15 protein-coding genes are annotated in these 15,715 nt (G+C 69.2%); 12 read left to right on the forward strand and 3 right to left on the reverse strand.

Annotated features, from left to right (window positions below):
* Positions 1–26: 26 nt before the first annotated feature.
* On the forward strand, positions 27–1,025 hold the full coding sequence (locus QK444_RS06850) for a methyltransferase (protein ID WP_282778183.1): 999 nt from the start codon (positions 27–29) through the stop codon (positions 1,023–1,025).
* Between the two features lie 202 nt (positions 1,026–1,227).
* Entirely contained in the window at positions 1,228–1,674 is a 447-nt protein-coding gene (locus QK444_RS06855; protein WP_282778185.1) for a hypothetical protein, read from the forward strand.
* A gap of 130 nt (positions 1,675–1,804) precedes the next feature.
* Here the strand turns inward: QK444_RS06855 and QK444_RS06860 are convergent, their stop codons facing one another.
* Positions 1,805–2,377: a GNAT family protein gene (locus QK444_RS06860; protein ID WP_282778187.1), complete on the reverse strand. Its 573-nt coding sequence runs from the start codon at positions 2,375–2,377 to the stop codon at positions 1,805–1,807.
* Between the two features lie 176 nt (positions 2,378–2,553).
* Here QK444_RS06860 and QK444_RS06865 point away from each other — a divergent pair, with 176 nt between their 5' ends.
* Together QK444_RS06865 and QK444_RS06870 are read left to right on the forward strand one after the other, a co-directional pair.
* Positions 2,554–4,161 carry an HNH endonuclease signature motif containing protein gene (locus tag QK444_RS06865; RefSeq protein WP_282778188.1) on the forward strand — a complete coding sequence of 536 codons (1,608 nt, stop codon included), beginning with the start codon at positions 2,554–2,556 and terminating at the stop codon, positions 4,159–4,161.
* Between the two features lie 504 nt (positions 4,162–4,665).
* Positions 4,666–5,238, forward strand: coding sequence for a GNAT family N-acetyltransferase (locus tag QK444_RS06870; protein WP_282778190.1), 573 nt, complete (start codon positions 4,666–4,668; stop codon positions 5,236–5,238).
* 1 nt (position 5,239) lies between these two features.
* Here QK444_RS06870 and hutC read toward each other — a convergent pair whose 3' ends face one another.
* Positions 5,240–6,013 carry a histidine utilization repressor gene (gene hutC, locus QK444_RS06875; protein ID WP_282778191.1) on the reverse strand — a complete coding sequence of 258 codons (774 nt, stop codon included), beginning with the start codon at positions 6,011–6,013 and terminating at the stop codon, positions 5,240–5,242.
* Between the two features lie 206 nt (positions 6,014–6,219).
* On the opposite strand from hutC, the gene hutI reads away from it, so the two are divergent.
* Positions 6,220–7,401: an imidazolonepropionase gene (gene hutI / locus QK444_RS06880; protein WP_282778193.1), complete on the forward strand. Its 1,182-nt coding sequence runs from the start codon at positions 6,220–6,222 to the stop codon at positions 7,399–7,401.
* A gap of 138 nt (positions 7,402–7,539) precedes the next feature.
* Positions 7,540–8,037 carry a hypothetical protein gene (locus QK444_RS06885; protein ID WP_282778195.1) on the forward strand — a complete coding sequence of 166 codons (498 nt, stop codon included), beginning with the start codon at positions 7,540–7,542 and terminating at the stop codon, positions 8,035–8,037.
* A 35-nt stretch (positions 8,038–8,072) separates the two neighbouring features.
* Here the strand turns inward: QK444_RS06885 and QK444_RS06890 are convergent, their stop codons facing one another.
* On the reverse strand, positions 8,073–9,644 hold the full coding sequence (locus QK444_RS06890) for a bifunctional phosphatase PAP2/diacylglycerol kinase family protein (RefSeq protein WP_282778197.1): 1,572 nt from the start codon (positions 9,642–9,644) through the stop codon (positions 8,073–8,075).
* Between the two features lie 357 nt (positions 9,645–10,001).
* On the opposite strand from QK444_RS06890, the gene QK444_RS06895 reads away from it, so the two are divergent.
* From QK444_RS06895 to QK444_RS06920, 6 genes are all read left to right on the forward strand, one after another.
* Complete coding sequence (locus tag QK444_RS06895; protein ID WP_282778199.1) at positions 10,002–10,937, forward strand: hypothetical protein; 936 nt, start codon at positions 10,002–10,004, stop codon at positions 10,935–10,937.
* Between the two features lie 306 nt (positions 10,938–11,243).
* Complete coding sequence (locus QK444_RS06900; RefSeq protein ID WP_282778201.1) at positions 11,244–12,080, forward strand: helix-turn-helix transcriptional regulator; 837 nt, start codon at positions 11,244–11,246, stop codon at positions 12,078–12,080.
* A 322-nt stretch (positions 12,081–12,402) separates the two neighbouring features.
* The gene (locus tag QK444_RS06905; RefSeq protein WP_282778203.1) at positions 12,403–13,332 is read left to right on the forward strand and encodes an SDR family oxidoreductase; all 930 of its coding nucleotides are present in this window, start codon (positions 12,403–12,405) and stop codon (positions 13,330–13,332) included.
* Between the two features lie 95 nt (positions 13,333–13,427).
* Positions 13,428–13,928, forward strand: a complete 501-nt coding sequence (locus QK444_RS06910) for a DUF4188 domain-containing protein (protein ID WP_282778205.1) — start codon at positions 13,428–13,430, stop codon at positions 13,926–13,928.
* 419 nt (positions 13,929–14,347) lie between these two features.
* A complete protein-coding gene (locus QK444_RS06915; RefSeq protein WP_282778206.1) occupies positions 14,348–15,067 on the forward strand; it encodes a low molecular weight phosphatase family protein in 720 nt (239 codons plus the stop codon).
* Between the two features lie 162 nt (positions 15,068–15,229).
* Complete coding sequence (locus QK444_RS06920; protein WP_282778207.1) at positions 15,230–15,592, forward strand: hypothetical protein; 363 nt, start codon at positions 15,230–15,232, stop codon at positions 15,590–15,592.
* Positions 15,593–15,715 lie beyond the last annotated feature (123 nt).

The following is a 15,715-nucleotide window of genomic DNA, read 5'->3' on the forward strand; positions in this document are numbered from 1 at the left end:
CGTATGCCAGGGCACAGTGGATCCTCGTGGGACACAACGACAGTACGGATTCTCTGCGCCGGCTGGCCGGTCTGGGCACCCCGATGGCGCTGCGGGTCGCGGTGACCTTGGGACTGCCCGATCGGCTCTCGGGCGAGGGTGCGTCCGTCGCCGAACTCGCGGTCGACCTCTCCGTATCCCCGATCGCGCTCGAGCTCCTGATCGCTCACCTCGCAACCCTCGGTATCGTCGAGCGCACAACCACCGGTTACCGCACCACCGCCTACGGGGCGCACCTCTGCACGACCGCCGACAACGGCCTCATCGATCTCCTCCACCTCGACTCCGCCGGCGGACGCGCCGAATTGGCCTTCGTCGAACTCGCCCACAGCATCACGACCGGCCGGGCCGCCTATCCCCGCCGTTACGGCCGGGACTTCTGGACCGATCTGGCCGACCATCCACCGCTGCGTGCGTCCTTCGACCGCCAGATGATCCATCGCCTGCACGCGCAAATCCCGCGCATGGTCACAGGTTTCGAGTGGTCGCGCTTTACCACCATCATCGATGTCGGCGGCGGCGCCGGCACGCTGCTGGCGGCCATCCTCACCGCGCACCCCTACATCAACGGCCACCTGATCGATCTCGAACCGACCGCCGCGCAGGCGCGCCGCACCTTCGCCGAACGCGGCCTCGCGCACCGCGCCCAGGTGACTGCCGCCAGCTTCTTCGAACCGCTGCCCACCGGCGGTGACGCCTACCTCCTGGTGGACATCCTGCACGACTGGGATGACGAACACGCCCACCACATCCTGGCCCGATGCGTCGAAGCCGCCGGCCCGGACAGCCGCGTACTCATCATCGAACCGGTCGGGGACCGCCGGGCCAGCACCGAATTCAATCTCGCCATGCTCGCGATATTCGGCAGCCGTGAACGACGCATCGACGAATTCCGTTCTCTCGCAGCGGCACATGACCTGGTACTCGAGGCGGTCCGCGATCTCACCGAGCAGCGCTGTCTGCTCGAGTTCCGGGTGGACCGATGAGGGTGTGCGAAACTACGCGTTCCGTTCTGAACAATCAGCTCGACGATGCGTTCAGGAGGCCCGGTAAGCGCACCCAGCGGCGAGCGAATCGCGGAACGAAGCTCTCTGTTCATGTAACCCGGGTTGCACACCCAGCTTTGCCCAAACCGCAACGAACGTCCGAACTTTGTCGCTTCAGCCCATCCCACCTACGGTATCCCCCATGGCAACGCTCGCAATCGACGATCTGCCCGCCCCGGCCGCGAATGTCCTGCGCCGACGAGCTCGAGCGGCCGGCCAGCCCCTCCCCGACTACCTCCGCGCGGAGCTGACCCGCCTCGCCGGAACCCGCGTGCCGGTAGACGCCATCGTCGATTTCCTCGAATCGGACAATCCCCCCAGCGATTCCGCCGAATTCGATGCCACCACAACAGCATTGAGCCACGAATACGACCTCCCCCCGGAAACCGTGCGGGTACTCACCCGCCGAGCGAACGCCACCGGAATCCCCCTCCCCGACTACATCCACCGAGAACTCCTCACCCTCGCCCGCCGCACCTCGATCGACGACGTGGTCCTCGAACTGCGCGAGGTCCAACAACAGAACCCCGAACTCCAGATCGACATGGAAGCGGTGATTTCCGCCGTCCGCTACGCCCGCGCCGATTAGACCCGCCCGCCCGAACGGACCGAGGGAGCAGCGGCCGGTCGCCGACTGCTGCGACGCCGGTGGCCTGACGCGCGTGACCTCACGCCCCACGACGCGCGAACGACCTCGCGGGCGAAACCGACACGGCGCATCACCGACTGCCTTCGGCAGTCGACCGACGGCGCGAACCGGGCCGCTCGAGGCGGAAGAATCGGCTACGCCGCACGCTGCCATCCCGACGGACGAACGTGTCCGGGTGCACGCCGAGGTCCGTCGCTCCGAGCTTGCCGATCGCGGCCGCCGATCGAGCGTTTCTTTCGTCGGTTCGAAACGTTACCCACTCTGCCCCCTGGTCGAATACCGCCGTGATCAGCATCCGCTTTGCTCGCATATTGACTCCGGTCCCCCACACCACGGGGCTGAGCTGAGTTCCCCCGATCTCGACGCCATCGGGCGCGGAAGGGTCCCAGATCAACGAACTCCTGCCGACCACGACCCCGGCGGCTCGAATGGCGTACGTGATCCATCGCCCCTCGGCCATTCGCGCCAGGATATCCGCGTTCACCTCGTCGGAATCGCGGGGCATACTCCGCGGAATGTGCTCCCACACGCGCTCATCGTTCAACGCCTCGAACAGCTCAGAGGCACAAGTGGGGTTGTACCGTCGCAGCGAGACTTCACCGTCTTCGAGGCAGTCGGCGGATTGATGTACGGGCCAGATCACGGTGAATATCCTTGCAGCGGTGAGGCTGACGCGCTACGGGACCGCTTGGCGATTCCCGTTGCTGCCGTGCGCGATCAACGAATTAACGGGATGAATCCGACACAGGCTAACTGAAGATTCTCGATTCACATTCCTTTATGGTTCTGCCGCAACGTATTTGGCGGTAGAATGGCTGTATGAATTCGGAGGGGGAAATCCAGCAGCGTGATCCCGCGCTCGCCATGTTGGTGACCGCGATCGACACGCTGTTGGCCGAGGACCTGACCGGATTCACCGACACCGCATTCGCTGCCCGCGTGCAAGGACTGGAAGCGTGTCGCCGCCGGTTGGAGGCGGTGGGGCATCGGCACGTGGTCGAGATCAACGACCGACAGTTGTGGACCACGACCGGATCGGTGGGGTTGTACCGGTACCTGGTGGAAACCCTGCGCCTGGCCAAAGCCGACGCCGTCGCCCGCGTGAAGACCGCCGCGCAACTGGGAATCATGACCAGCGCCTACGGCGAGCCGTGCGAACCCCGTCTGCCCGCCACGGCGGCCGCGCAGGCCGCGGGGGATCATGCGCGGGCGGTGATGCGGGTGATGGACCGCATCCCCGACGCGGTCGACACCGAACACCGCGCGGTCGCCGAGGAACACCTCGCCGACGCCGCCCGCGCCGGGACGCCGGAGATGGTGGGCAAGGTCGGTGACCGCATCCTGGGCTACCTCGACCCCGACGGGACACTCACCACCGCCAAGGACCGCGCCCGCCTGCGGGCAGCCACCTTCGGGGAACAACGCCTGGACGGGATGAGCCCGTTCCACGGGTGTTTCGATCCCGAACTGCGCGCCATGGTCGACACGATATTCGCGAAATGGGCACGGCCGGGCATGTGCATGCCCGACGACCCCGACAGCCCCCAGATGGGGACGCACGACACCGACGGGTTCGACCCGGTGCGGTTCGCGGCCGCCGTCGGGCGTGATGTGCGCACTCCGGCGCAGCGGCGCCACGACGCGTTGAAAGCGTTCCTCAGTGCCTCCGGCCCGGACAACCTGGGTTCGCATCGTGGCCTGCCGGTGTCGATCGTGCTGACGATGTCGGTCACCGACCTGCTGCGGGGTGCGGGGGTGGCACGGGCGGCGTCGGGGACGACAATCCCGGTGCGGGAAGCGTGGCGGATGGCGCAGGGCTCGATCCCGCTGCTGCTGCTCTTCGACGACACCGCGGGCAAGCCCCTGTATTTGGGGGAGGGTGCGCGGATCGCGTCGTCGTGGCAGCGGTTGGCCGCCATCGCCCGCGACCGCGGCTGCACCCACCCCGACTGCTCCGCACCCGCGACCGTGTGCGCGATGCACCACCTGATCCCGTGGGCCGCGCACGGTCCCACCGATATCGACAACCTCACCCTGGTCTGCGATGCCCATCACGCGCAGATCACCGCCGACCCCGAGGATCCGAGCGGGTGGGCCACCCACCGCCTCCCGGCGGGGAGTGCGGATGCCGGGCGGACGGCGTTCTGTCCACCGGTCTCGGTGGATCCGCGACGGCGGGCGCGGGTGAATCGGTTCCATCACCCCGAACAAGTACTGGCCGAGAGTGTGCAACGCCGCCGCGCCCGACTACTGGCCGACCGCACGAGCGCATCCCGCCACAACCAAGAATCCCGCCCCGCGCGCGAGCCTCACCACCACGAACCGAACCACAGCGGATCCCGCCACGGCCGCGAGTCCCAGCACCGCGCATCCGGCCACACCCGCGAAGCCCGTCGCCCTCGCGAACCCCACCGCGCCCGCGAATAGCACCGCCCCCGCACGACCCGGTTCGACAATCACACCACGGTATCGACCCCCGGCACGGCGAAAGCCCGTGCCGCACGGGGGCATTCGCCGTGACCCGAGCGAGGTCCCGCTACCCGGCATCGGCACAGTCTCCGAGGCGCCTCATCGCACCGGAACCATCCCACCACGTCCGCGGCAATCCACCACCCGCATCGCGTCCGGGACACCCCCACAGGGCTCGAGACACATCCGGGTATCCAACCGCGCGCCTCGCGATGAAACCATCCCACCGCACGACACCCACCCGCCGCACCCGGCACTACTCCACACATCTCGAAACGGGACCACAGCCAGTCCGTCGGCCGGAACCGAGCTCACGGCACCCCACCCGGCGTCAGCGAAAGCCAGGAAAGGCACACGACGCCACCACACCTGAAATCTCTTGATCTCCACCACCCTTCTCCGCAGACGACGTCCATCGCGCACGCAATACCACAGCCTCCCCATGTATCTCACACTGAACGTATGCATAGACACAGCGAGACAAGAGGACTGGCCGCAGAAGTCTTCAAAGGCGGCAGAGAGGATGCCGTCGCCCACCTCGACGCCATGGTGCGCCTGTACGCAACGGTCTTCGCCGAACCACCGTATCGAGAGCGCCCCGACGCGGCGCAACGGTTTCGACGGTGGCTGACCGATGAACTCGATGAGCCAGGTTTCGAACTCGTCGTCGGTGTCGACAGCGGCGAATTGGTGGGAATGGCATACGGATACCGCATGGCGGCGGGGCGATGGTGGTCGGATGCGGTCGAACCACCGCCCGTAGAGCTATCCGACGTGCCGACGTTCGCTGTCATGGAATGGGCGGTGCTCGCCGACTACCGGGGAACCGGTCTCGGCCGCGCGCTGATGGACACCCTGCTCACGGCGCGCACCGAGACCTACGCCTCGCTCTGTGCGAATCCCGCGGCACCGGCGCATGACACCTATCTGCGGTGGGGTTGGCGGGCGGTCGGCCGCACGACGCCGGGGCCGACACCGCCCATGACCATCATGGTCAAACACCTGGTAAGCGAATCCGACCGCCGGGCAGGGTGATTCAGCGCCCGAATACTCCTTCGAGGCGGTTGCGGGAGCCTGGGTGGAGGAGGCGGGCGACGCTTACGAGGCCGGTGGCGGACCAGGTGCGGCGGCGGATGAGCAGGCAGGGTTCGGTGGGGGTGATATCGAGGTGGCGGCATTCGTCCGGTGTTGCCAGGACGGCTTCGACTATGTGCTCACCGCGGATCAGTGGGGCCACGCGGCTGAGGTAGTCGTTGGGGGTGGTGGCGGTGAAGTCCTGGGCCAGGTAGTCGGGGGCGGCGGCGGGGTTGACGTAGCGGTCCTCCAGTTGGATCGGTGCGCTGCCCTCATAGTGGACGAGGATGGAGTGAAACGCTGTGGCACCGAGGGAATCTCGCAGGTGGGTGTGGTCGGCGTCGATGGTCTCGGCGCGGACCAGGATCACCTCGGTGCGGTGGCGGTGGCCGCGTCGGGCGATGTCGTCGGCGATATTGCGGACCTCGAACAGGGGTGACGACGCCTTGGCGCCGCCGACGAAGGTGCCCACTCCCGCCGTGCGCACGATCAGGCCCTCGGCGGCGAGTTCGCGCAGGGCACGGTTGACGGTCATGCGGGACAGGCCGGTGGCGGCGACGAGCTGATGTTCCGACGGCACCTGATCACCCTCCACCCAGCGGCCCGAGCGGATCTGCGCGGACACCAGGTTCTTGACGCGCTCATAGGCGGGCACCGCCTCGCCGCCCGACCGTTCGAACAGCGCGGCGAGTTCGCCGTCGACCGCCGCCATACCGCCCAACCGCTCCTCGCCCATCCATTGCTCCGGCCCCGCAGCCTACCGGCCACACCACAGCCCTTGACGGCTGTATATACAGGAGTATACAACTGGACGGCACCGCTTCCGGCGCGTCGCGGGTGCCGATCGCCCACGGCGGTGAGATCGGCATGGGACGCTCGACCACACCGGAGGCGTGGGCAGCGCGGCGCGGGCATCTCGCTCGAGGCGGAAAGGAATTCACCGTGACATCGTTCGTCGTCTCGAACATCGGGACGCTCGTCACCAATGATCCGGAACTCGGCGCGGGACCACTCGGGGTGCGCCGCGATGCGGCCATCGCCTTCGCCGACGGTCGGGTGAGCTGGGTGGGCGACAGCGCCGCCGCGCCCGCCGCCGACCTCGGGGTGGATCTCGGCGGGCGAGCACTGCTGCCCGGCTTCGTGGAGAGCCACTCGCACCTGGTGTTCGCCGGGGACCGGGCCGAGGAGTTCGCGGCGCGCATGACCGGGACGCCGTACACGGCGGGCGGTATCCGCACCACCATCGAGGCCACCCGCGCCGCCGACGACACCCAGCTGGAGAACACGGTGCGGCGACTGATGGCCGAGGCACTGCGTTCGGGCAGCACCACCGTCGAATGCAAGACCGGTTACGGCCAGACCACCCGTGACGAACTGCGCGGCGCACTGGTGGCGGGACGGTTCACCGAGGAGGTGACCCTGCTCGCCGCCCACGTTCCCCCGCCGGAATACGCGGGCCGGGCTGACGACTACGTCACCATGGTGTGCGATGAGATGATCGAAACCGTTGCACCGCACGCCACCTGGATCGACGTGTTCTGTGAGCGCGGCGCGTTCGACGAGGAGCAGTCGCGCGCGGTGCTCCGGGCCGGCGTGGCACACGGGCTGGTACCGCGGGTGCACGGCAATCAGCTCGGCACCGGACCGGGAGTGCGCCTGGCCGTCGAGATGGGGGCCGCGTCGGTGGACCACGTCACCTATGTGACCGATGCGGATATCGACGCGCTCGCGAGCAGTTCGACAGTGGCGACATTGTTGCCGGGAGCCGACTTCTGCACCCGCAACGCCTATCCCGACGCCCGCGCCCTGCTCGACGCCGGTGTGACGGTGGCGCTGGGCGCGGACTGCAATCCCGGCACCAGCTACACCACCAGCCTGCCGTTCTGTATCGCGCTGGCGGTGCGGGAGATGAAGATGAGCCCCGAGGAGGCGGTGTGGGCGGCCACCCTGGGTGGCGCGATGGCGCTGCGCCGCACCGATATCGGACGATTGAGCATCGGCGCCCGCGCCGATGCGCTCGCCCTGGATGCCCCGTCCTATCTGCACCTCGCCTACCGGCCCGGGGTGGCGCTGGTGCGCGAGGTCTGGAAGGACGGCGATCTCGTCGGACGCCACACCGCGTGACCGGTCGACTCCGCTCGCGTCGCCCACCCACGGCCACATTCGCCGAGAATTAGCGATTCACTACTCTCGGTACCGGAAACTATTCCGAGCGAGATGGCACCATGCGTACGAATCTCCCAACCCGAGCAGGAGGTATGGATGCGCCGGACCTCGAAGTTCCTCATGATCGCCAGCCTGTTGCCCGTCGTCGCGGCAGCCGGTTGCGCCAGCGACGACGCGAAGACGAACTCCTCGCCGACCGGCACGACCTCCACAACCACCACGACAGTGCCGACCGCCACCGGCAACGACGATCCCGGTGAAGCGACCGGTGCGGAACGCATTCCGCTGGGTCAGACCAAGGTCGTGATCATGCCCGCCGACGCCGTCCTCGATATCAAGGGGCTCCAGGAGTGGGACAGGTCCGCGCTGCGGTGCACCGCGACCAGCGCGTCCGGCGAGGAGCTCGAACTGCTGCCCCCGCCCGCCGACGCCGAACCCGAGCAGGGCGCACAGGGCGCGACCTGGGTACCGCTGTGGACGGTCGGCGCGACACCCGGTGAACTGACCATCGGATGCAGCGACCCCGAGGGGAAGATCCCCGACGGCGCGACCAGCTTCGTGCGGGTGGTGCCGCGCGGCATCTGGTTCGGCTGAACTCGCCCCCCGGCGGCCTGAACCTCTGACGACGCTCAGCTCGGACGGCGCGGGCGGAAGGCGTCGAGCAGCCAGGGAGCACGGCGGTGATGCGGGCGATAGCGGTTGGCCCACAACGGATTCGACTCGTCGCGACGGTACACGGCGAGCTCGCCCGCGATGGCGTAGCGCAGGTGGGTGGTGTCGCCGATGACCTCCCCGTCGGTGGCGAGGGCCTCCGGGGCGGGCAGCTGCACCAGCAGTTCCGGCAGCTGACGTTCGCCGTAGACCCGACTGTGGCCGATGGCTCCCAGCAGCAGCGCCACCACCGCCCGTGCCCGCGACCAGCGCAGGTCGGCGCGCAGCCAGCGCACGTCGAGCAGGCCGGAGTCGAGGCGGTCGCGGAAGGCGGGCACCGCGCCGTGCGGGTGATACGGGCCGTTGCCGACGAACAGGAACCACACCCGCTGCCAGCGGCCGTCCAGGCAGATCTCGATGGGTTGGGCGCGGCGCAGCGTCACCACCAGGGCCGCCGCGAAGGCGGGCCATTTGCCCCAGCGGTGCTGCCACCGCTCGCGCAGCCGCACCAGTTCGGGATAGGTGCCGATGCTGGAGGTGTTGATGAGATGGCGGGTGTGCGTCCCGCCCTCGGCTTCGTACTCGACGCTGGCGATATCGACGGCGACCGCCTCACCCACCCCGGTCGCGTCGATGACCTCGCGCAGGTCGTACACGCCGAGGTCCCGGGCGAAGTGATTGAGGGTGCCGGTGGGGATCACCACCAGCGGCAGTTCGTGGCGAAGCGCGACGGCGGCCACCGAGGCGACCGTGCCGTCGCCACCGGCGACGCCCACCGCCAGCACCGGCTCCGCGGCGTCGGCGATGGCGCGGGTGAGCTGCTCGGCGGCATCCAGGTCGCGCTGGGTGCGCAGGACGGTGGCGGCGGGCAGCGCGGCGCGGATGTCGTCGGTCGGATCGTAGTTGGGGTCGCCGGAGACCGGGTTCACCATGACGACGAGGCCCTTGCCCTCCACCAGCACGGGAGCCTCCCGCACCGGGCGGGCCAGCGCCTCGTCGGATTCCCGCACCGGCCACCAGCGCCGGGTGGCCAGGGCGATGCCGGAGCCGACCGCCGCGCCGACCAGCACATCGGAGCCCCAGTGCACGCCCGTGTGCACCCGCGAATAGGCGACGGTGGCGGCCAGCGGCGCGACCGCCAGCGCGGTGCGGGGGCTCTCCAGCGCGACGGCGGTGGCGAAGGCCGCCGCACAGGCGGCGTGGCCGGACGGGAAGGACGAGGATGTCGGAGCGGGCACCAGCCGCCGGTGCACCGGCAGCACCTCGGCGGCCGGTCGGCGGCGGGCGATGAGTGTCTTCAGGCCGACGTTGACGGTGAAGCTGGCCCCGGCCACCGAGGCCACGCCGCGCATGGCCGCGCGACGGGGTGACCCCTTGCGGGTGGCCAGCAGGGCCGCGATGCCGAACCACAGCATGCTGTAGTTGGCGCTGTTGGTCAGCCGCAGCAAACCGCTGTCCATTCTCGACGCGGGCAACTGCGCCACGGCACCCTCGATCGTTCGATCGAATCGGCCGACCTTCCGGAATTTGCTACGCACCCAGCTACTCACCAGCTCGACATTACCGATTCCCCCGGTACGAAACCGTGGTGGGCGGATTCGCCCCTGCCACAACCGTATTCGGCCACGCGCCGCCGCGCCACCGCTGTGGCGACATCGTGGAACCCGACCAGGTCATCCCGGCCGCACCGGCCAGCCGCTGGACCGCGTACGCGCCGCGCGCGCCACGGAGACGCGGAGGTGGACGCAGCGGTGCCTGCCGCCGACACCCGGCCGCCTGCGTGGGGGCGGCGGCACGCGCCGATATATTCGGCAGGAAAGGGCACGGGCACACGCGGGCGGCCGTTCGAGGTGCGACCGCAGCGGGACAGTCGTTGGACACCGAAAGGCGATATGCACTGGGATCAGATGACCGACACGGTCGAGGACCTACGCAAGCGGGCGACGCGGCTGCGGCGCGGCGTCGGACAACTCGGGGTGCTCGAGTCGATCATCGACGCGGCCGACGGGCCGTGGCTCGGGGCCATGGACGCCGATGGGCGCGGGGCGGCGGAGCTGCGCATGCATCTGGTGGGGCGCTACCGCCTCACCGTCGTGGTCACCAGCGCCGGGAAGATCAGCCACGTACAGCTGAACACGCCAGCCGGTGAGCGGGTGCTCTCCCCCAAGTCAGCCCTGCGCAAGGGCTGGGACGAGCACGAGAAGATGCCCAAGCAGCCCGCGTGGCTCGACTACGTGGTGGAGTGGGTGGAGAACGCGAGCGGCGCGGTGGGCCGCCACGCCATCGTGGAATGGCGGCTACGCGGAGCCGACCGCCAGCTGGCCGCCATGAACGACACCATCGACACCCTGCGCGCCAACCTCGTCGAGCGGGAGGCCGCCCGTGACGAACTCGCTGCCGAGGTCGCTGGGCTGCGCGCCGAATTGATCACCCTGGTGGAGGAACTGGAAGGGGTGATCTCCCGCAGCCGGGCCGAGGACGCCGCCACGGCGGAGACCGCCGACAGCCTCGAGCCACCGCGGACCGACCATGACTCGGCCGCCGAACCCGGGACACCTCGGTCCGCGCCCAACGCACCCCCGCCGACAGCCGTCGCGGCCGAACCCTCGGCGATACCGGAGACGGCGACAGCCGAGGCACACCCGCGCACGCCGGACGCCGGACCGGCAGCACGCCCGGAGACCGAGGCGGCCGCACCGGGTCGGGAGGCCGAGACAACGCGGCAGGAACTCCTGGCCGGGGAAGCTCGGCACGCGGCGGACCACGCGCCGACACCGCACACCGCGCGGACACCGCACACCGCGCGGACACCGCATACCGAGACGACACAACACGTGCTCTAGGAGAAGGCTCGGCGCGCGGCGCAGCACGAGTCGATACCGCACGCTGCACAACCACCGGAGTTCGAGACGGAAAGTACACGTCCGGAGTCGCGCCGAGTGCGGCCGTCGCCGTGTCGGTGACGAGCGTGGACAGCGGTGGGGGCGAGCAGGCGTCGCGGCGCTGAGACTGAGCCAGCCGAGCCCGAGCCAGCAGTATCGACGGCGGCCGCGCAGTCCTGGGCATCGTAGGGCAGGAATTGCGGGGCGGGCGGTTGACCGCGAGTGACGCCGGGATGGCGTGGTGGGTGCTCGTTGTTGGCGTGAGTTGTGATCAGTGCATCCGAGCGGCGGCGGGAGCAGCTGCGGGAGTTCTTGCGGAGTCGGCGGGAACGATTGACGCCGCGCGATATCGGCATGCCGGTGGTGGGGCGGCGGCGGACGCCGGGATTGCGGCGGGAGGAGGTCGCGGTGCGGGCCGGGGTGGGGGTGTCCTGGTATACGTGGCTCGAGCAGGGGCGGGATATCACGGTGTCGGGTGAGGTGCTGGACGCGATCGCCGGGGCGCTGCTGCTGAACGAGGTGGAGCGGGCGCATCTGTATCTGCTGGCGGGGTTGAATCCGCCACCGATGGCCGGGCGCACCGAGGGTGCGTTGACCCCGGCGGTGCGCCAGCTGCTCGATGCCTGGGGATGGCGGCCCGCGGTACTGCGGGACCGGGCCTGGAATGTGCTGGCGTACAACGAGTCCGCACGGACGGTGTTCGGTTTCGATGACCGAGCGCACAATTGCCTGCGGACCTTCTTCACCAACCCGCGCTATCGGGCCGTGCCCGAGGTGTGGGCCGATGCCGCGCCCGCCGTGGTGGCCGCCTACCGCGCCGACGCCGCGCACTTCCCGGGCGACCCCGCCTTCGACCGGGTGATCACCGAATTACGCACGGCCAGCCCCGAATTCGTCGCACTCTGGGACCGCCATGAGGTCGGGATGCCGGTGCAGGCCGTGAACGCCATGCGGCATCCCGAGGCCGGTGACCTGTTCTTCGACGCCACCACGCTCACCGTCACCGACCGCCCGGACTGGTCGCTCATCCTCTACGACCCGCGACCGGGCACCGCTACCGCCGCGCGTCTGGAAGCACTGCACCCGCACCTCGCCGACCGGTAGATCCGATACCGGTGGTCGCGATGCCCGCTGTGCGGCGCCGATCACGCACGCGGTGGCCCGGCGATGTCGATTGGCGGGACGGTCCGTCAGCCATTCGAGGCTGGTATCAGGCCGGGTCCGCCAGGATCGAGATCCATACGCCCGGTGTGCTGCTCATCGATGCGGCTGCCCCGCCGAGCGTGAGGCGTGGCTGTTCATCGCTTGCGAAGAAACCCGCACCGGCAGGTGGTTCGGCACCCGTCGCTGCCCACCAGCCGGGTGGTGCCACGCCTACGATAACTCCGCACTGTATCCGCCGCGCACCGCCGCGCACGCTGAAGCCATGACGCACAACAGTTTTCGCTACGACGGCAAGATCGCGCTCATTACCGGCGGCACCAGCGGAATGGGGCTGGCCACCGCGCGCCGCCTGCTCGCCGAGGGCGCGCGGGTGATCATCACCGGCCGCGACCAGACCCGCCTGGACGCGGTCGTCGCCGAACTCGACGGCCGAGGAGCAGGCCACGCCGCCGAACCGGGCGACCAGCGAACGCGGCACGCCGTCGAAGCGCGCCGCCAACGAGCGGGTCACGCCGCCGAACCGGGCAGCCAACGAGCGGGTCACGCCGTCGAAGCGCGCGACGAGTTGCCGGATGACGCCGTCGAACGTGCCGGGCGGGTGCTCGGGATCCCCGGCGATGCCGCCGATCTCGCTGATCTCACCGCCTTGGCCGCCACCATCCGCGAGCGCTTCGGCCGCGTGGACCTCGTCTTCGCCAATGCGGGCATCGGCGCGTTCCAGGCCATCGACGAGGTCACCGAGGCGGAGTTCGCGCGCGTGGTCGACACCAACTTCACATCGGTGTTCTTCACGGTGCAGCAGATGCTTCCACTGCTGTCCGATCGGGCCGCCGTCGTCATCAACGCCTCCTTCGCCGTGCACCGCGGCGCACCCGACGCCGCCCTCTACACCGCCACCAAGGCGGCGGTCCACAGCTTCGCCCGCACCGTCGCGGCGGAGCTGGCTCCCCGAGGGATCCGGGTCAACTCGATCAGCCCCGGCTATGTCGACACCCCGGCCTTCCGTGCCGAAGCCTCCCCCGAGGCGCAGGCGGCGGCCGCGTCGCTGGTCGCCGCGGGCCGGATCGGCGACCCCGACGAGATCGCCGCCGCCGTCGCCTTCCTCGGTTCCGACGAGGCCGCCTACATCAACGGCCAGGATCTGCGGATCGACGGCGGCCTCACCACGGTCATCCCGGCGGCCATGGTGTGATCCGGAGCGGCCGCTCGCGGACACGACCGCGGCGTGAACCGCCGCGGCGCGCGTATCGTATTCCCTGGGCAGCAGGCTCATCACGGAGGTCGCGCGTGCGTGTCAACAGGGTGACGGTCGATCTGTCGGAGTATCCGGATCTGGTGGTGATCTACCTCGGGATGCGGGTGCGCACGCCCCGGGGCATGCTGCGCCTGCTCGGGGTCGGCCCCAAGCTGTACAGCTCACACCGGGACCGGCCGGACGGGCTGCTGCACCACGAGGACATCGTCTGGTCGCTGTTCCCGCCGCACTGGGGTGCGCGCCAGTACTGGCGGGATCTGGAGAGCCTGGAGCGGTGGACGCGCTCGGATCCGCACCGGCAGTGGTGGCGGACGTTCCTGCGCGACTCCGGCGGCACCGGCTTCTGGCACGAGGCGTATTTCGCGCGCGGGGGCATCGATTCGGTGTACGACGATATGACCCCGGCGACGGGGCTGGCGCGGTTCGCACCCGTCATCCCCGCGCGGGGGCGCATGTTCTCCACCCGCGGGCGCGTCCAGGCGGCCGACCCCACCGTCGCGCCCGTGGTCGACGAGGACACCTACTATCGGTGATCGCCCGCCACGCGGTTCACGCGCACCGCGCCACCGCGCACAATTCACCAGCGCCACCGCGCACAAATTCACCACAGCCACCGCACAGATTCACCACAGCCACCGCACAGATTCACCACAGCCACCGGCCAGATTCACCACTGCCCGTGCACAGATCCACCACTGCCCCGCGCACAGATCCACCACTGCCCCGCGCATAAATTCGCCACTGCCACCACCGCGCACAGATTCAACAGGGCCGCCACGCAAGTCCGACCAGCGCCGCCGCGGACATCCCCGCGATCAGCGTGCGCTCGGAAATGCGTGCGCCAACACTGGGCGACAGACACCGAACGCGCGGATGAATATCCTGGTCGAGCGGTGTGATTCGGTCACCGGAGCATTCCCAGCGGTGGTGAGTGCCGAATACGGTTACCGCCATGCACGTCCTGTTCGTCTGCTCCGGAAATGTCTGCCGATCGGTGATCGCGGAGCGACTGACGCTCGCCGTCGCCGCCGAGCACGGACTGTCCGATCTGACCGCTGAGAGCGCCGGGGTGCGCGCCCTGGTCGGATTCCCGGTGGAACCCTTGGCCGCGGAGACCATCGCCGGACTGGGCGGCCATATCGAGGGTTTCAAGGCGCGCCGACTGAAGCCGGAGATGGTGCGCCGCGCCGATCTGATCCTGGCCATGACCGAGCAGATCCGGGAGAAGGTGCGCGAGATCGAACCCTCCGCCGCACCACATACTTTCACCCTGCTGGAGGCGTACCGGATCGCGAAGGTGAGCGGGGCGCGCACGGTCGCGGCCCTCAATCAGGCCCGCAACGATCTGGCGCTGGTCGGCCGGGAGAACATCGCCGATCCGGTCGGGCTGTCCCCGCAGGCGTATTGCGAAGTGGGCGATCGGATCGCCGAAGCGCTGGTTCCGCTGCTGTTCGCCCTGCACGCGCATGAGCATCCGCAGGCGACCATCCACCCTCGCGCGGCCGTCGAGGAGGCCGGTGCGGCGCGACCGGCCCTGCTCCTGCTCCCCGGCGGTCGCGATTCCTCGGCCCGGCACGCGGAGGGCGCACCGCGCGAATCCGGTGCGGCATCCGGAGAACCGGTGCGATCCGGCACGGAATCGACCGTGAGGGTTGCCTCTTCGCGGTTCTAGGCGCAGACTCACAACAGAACACCAGCGTGTCAATGGACCTGTCTGCCGGAAACGTCCGCTGAGGGGCTACACTCCCCCCGCGGATACTCCACCCGGTTAGACACCAGAACAGGACTGAAGGACATGCCGAAACGCATTTCGGATGTTTCGCTCCATGTTTACGTGACACCGCAGACCCTCGACCGCGTCGTGGGCACCGTCTGCCGCGTAGTGGATGAGCATGTGGCCGATCGCGATCTGTTCGCCTGGCGGTTCACGCTACCCGTGGAAGCCGACGATCCGACCCACCGCCTGCTCGAAACGCAATGGCGGATGGACCATCCCGACGCGGAGCCCGGCGAGCGGCGCACCTACGAGATCGCGCTCAACCTCGTCGGCGACGCCCGCCTGCTGACCAAGGCGGCCATCGCCCGCCTGGAGCAGCGGCTGGTGCTGGGGCTGTCGGCGGATGAACCGCTCCCCTACGTGATTCACGCCCTCCAGCGCGAGAGTTTCGACCTCGAGGAAAACCGCGAACGCCTCTGAACATCGGGTGCACGCCGCCGGGCGAGACCACCGCCGCGAGATCGAGGTCGCGGGTATCGACGTCATGCGGATGCCCGCGAGTTCACGTCGATGCCCGCGAGGTCTCGTCGATGCCCGCGAAAT

The organism is Nocardia sp. CC201C, assembly GCF_030010695.1.
Classification (GTDB): domain Bacteria; phylum Actinomycetota; class Actinomycetes; order Mycobacteriales; family Mycobacteriaceae; genus Nocardia; species Nocardia otitidiscaviarum.

What these genes read in the sequence shown, in the direction of transcription:
- QK444_RS06855 (WP_282778185.1), top strand. Translation starts at nt 1,228, where the DNA reads ATGGCAACGCTCGCAATCGACGATCTGCCCGCCCCGGCCGCGAATGTC.
- QK444_RS06865 (WP_282778188.1), top strand. Translation starts at nt 2,554, where the DNA reads ATGAATTCGGAGGGGGAAATCCAGCAGCGTGATCCCGCGCTCGCCATG.
- QK444_RS06870 (WP_282778190.1), top strand. Translation starts at nt 4,666, where the DNA reads ATGCATAGACACAGCGAGACAAGAGGACTGGCCGCAGAAGTCTTCAAA.
- hutC (WP_282778191.1), bottom strand. Translation starts at nt 6,013, where the DNA reads ATGGGCGAGGAGCGGTTGGGCGGTATGGCGGCGGTCGACGGCGAACTC.
- QK444_RS06885 (WP_282778195.1), top strand. Translation starts at nt 7,540, where the DNA reads ATGCGCCGGACCTCGAAGTTCCTCATGATCGCCAGCCTGTTGCCCGTC.
- QK444_RS06895 (WP_282778199.1), top strand. Translation starts at nt 10,002, where the DNA reads ATGACCGACACGGTCGAGGACCTACGCAAGCGGGCGACGCGGCTGCGG.
- QK444_RS06905 (WP_282778203.1), top strand. Translation starts at nt 12,403, where the DNA reads ATGACGCACAACAGTTTTCGCTACGACGGCAAGATCGCGCTCATTACC.
- QK444_RS06915 (WP_282778206.1), top strand. Translation starts at nt 14,348, where the DNA reads ATGCACGTCCTGTTCGTCTGCTCCGGAAATGTCTGCCGATCGGTGATC.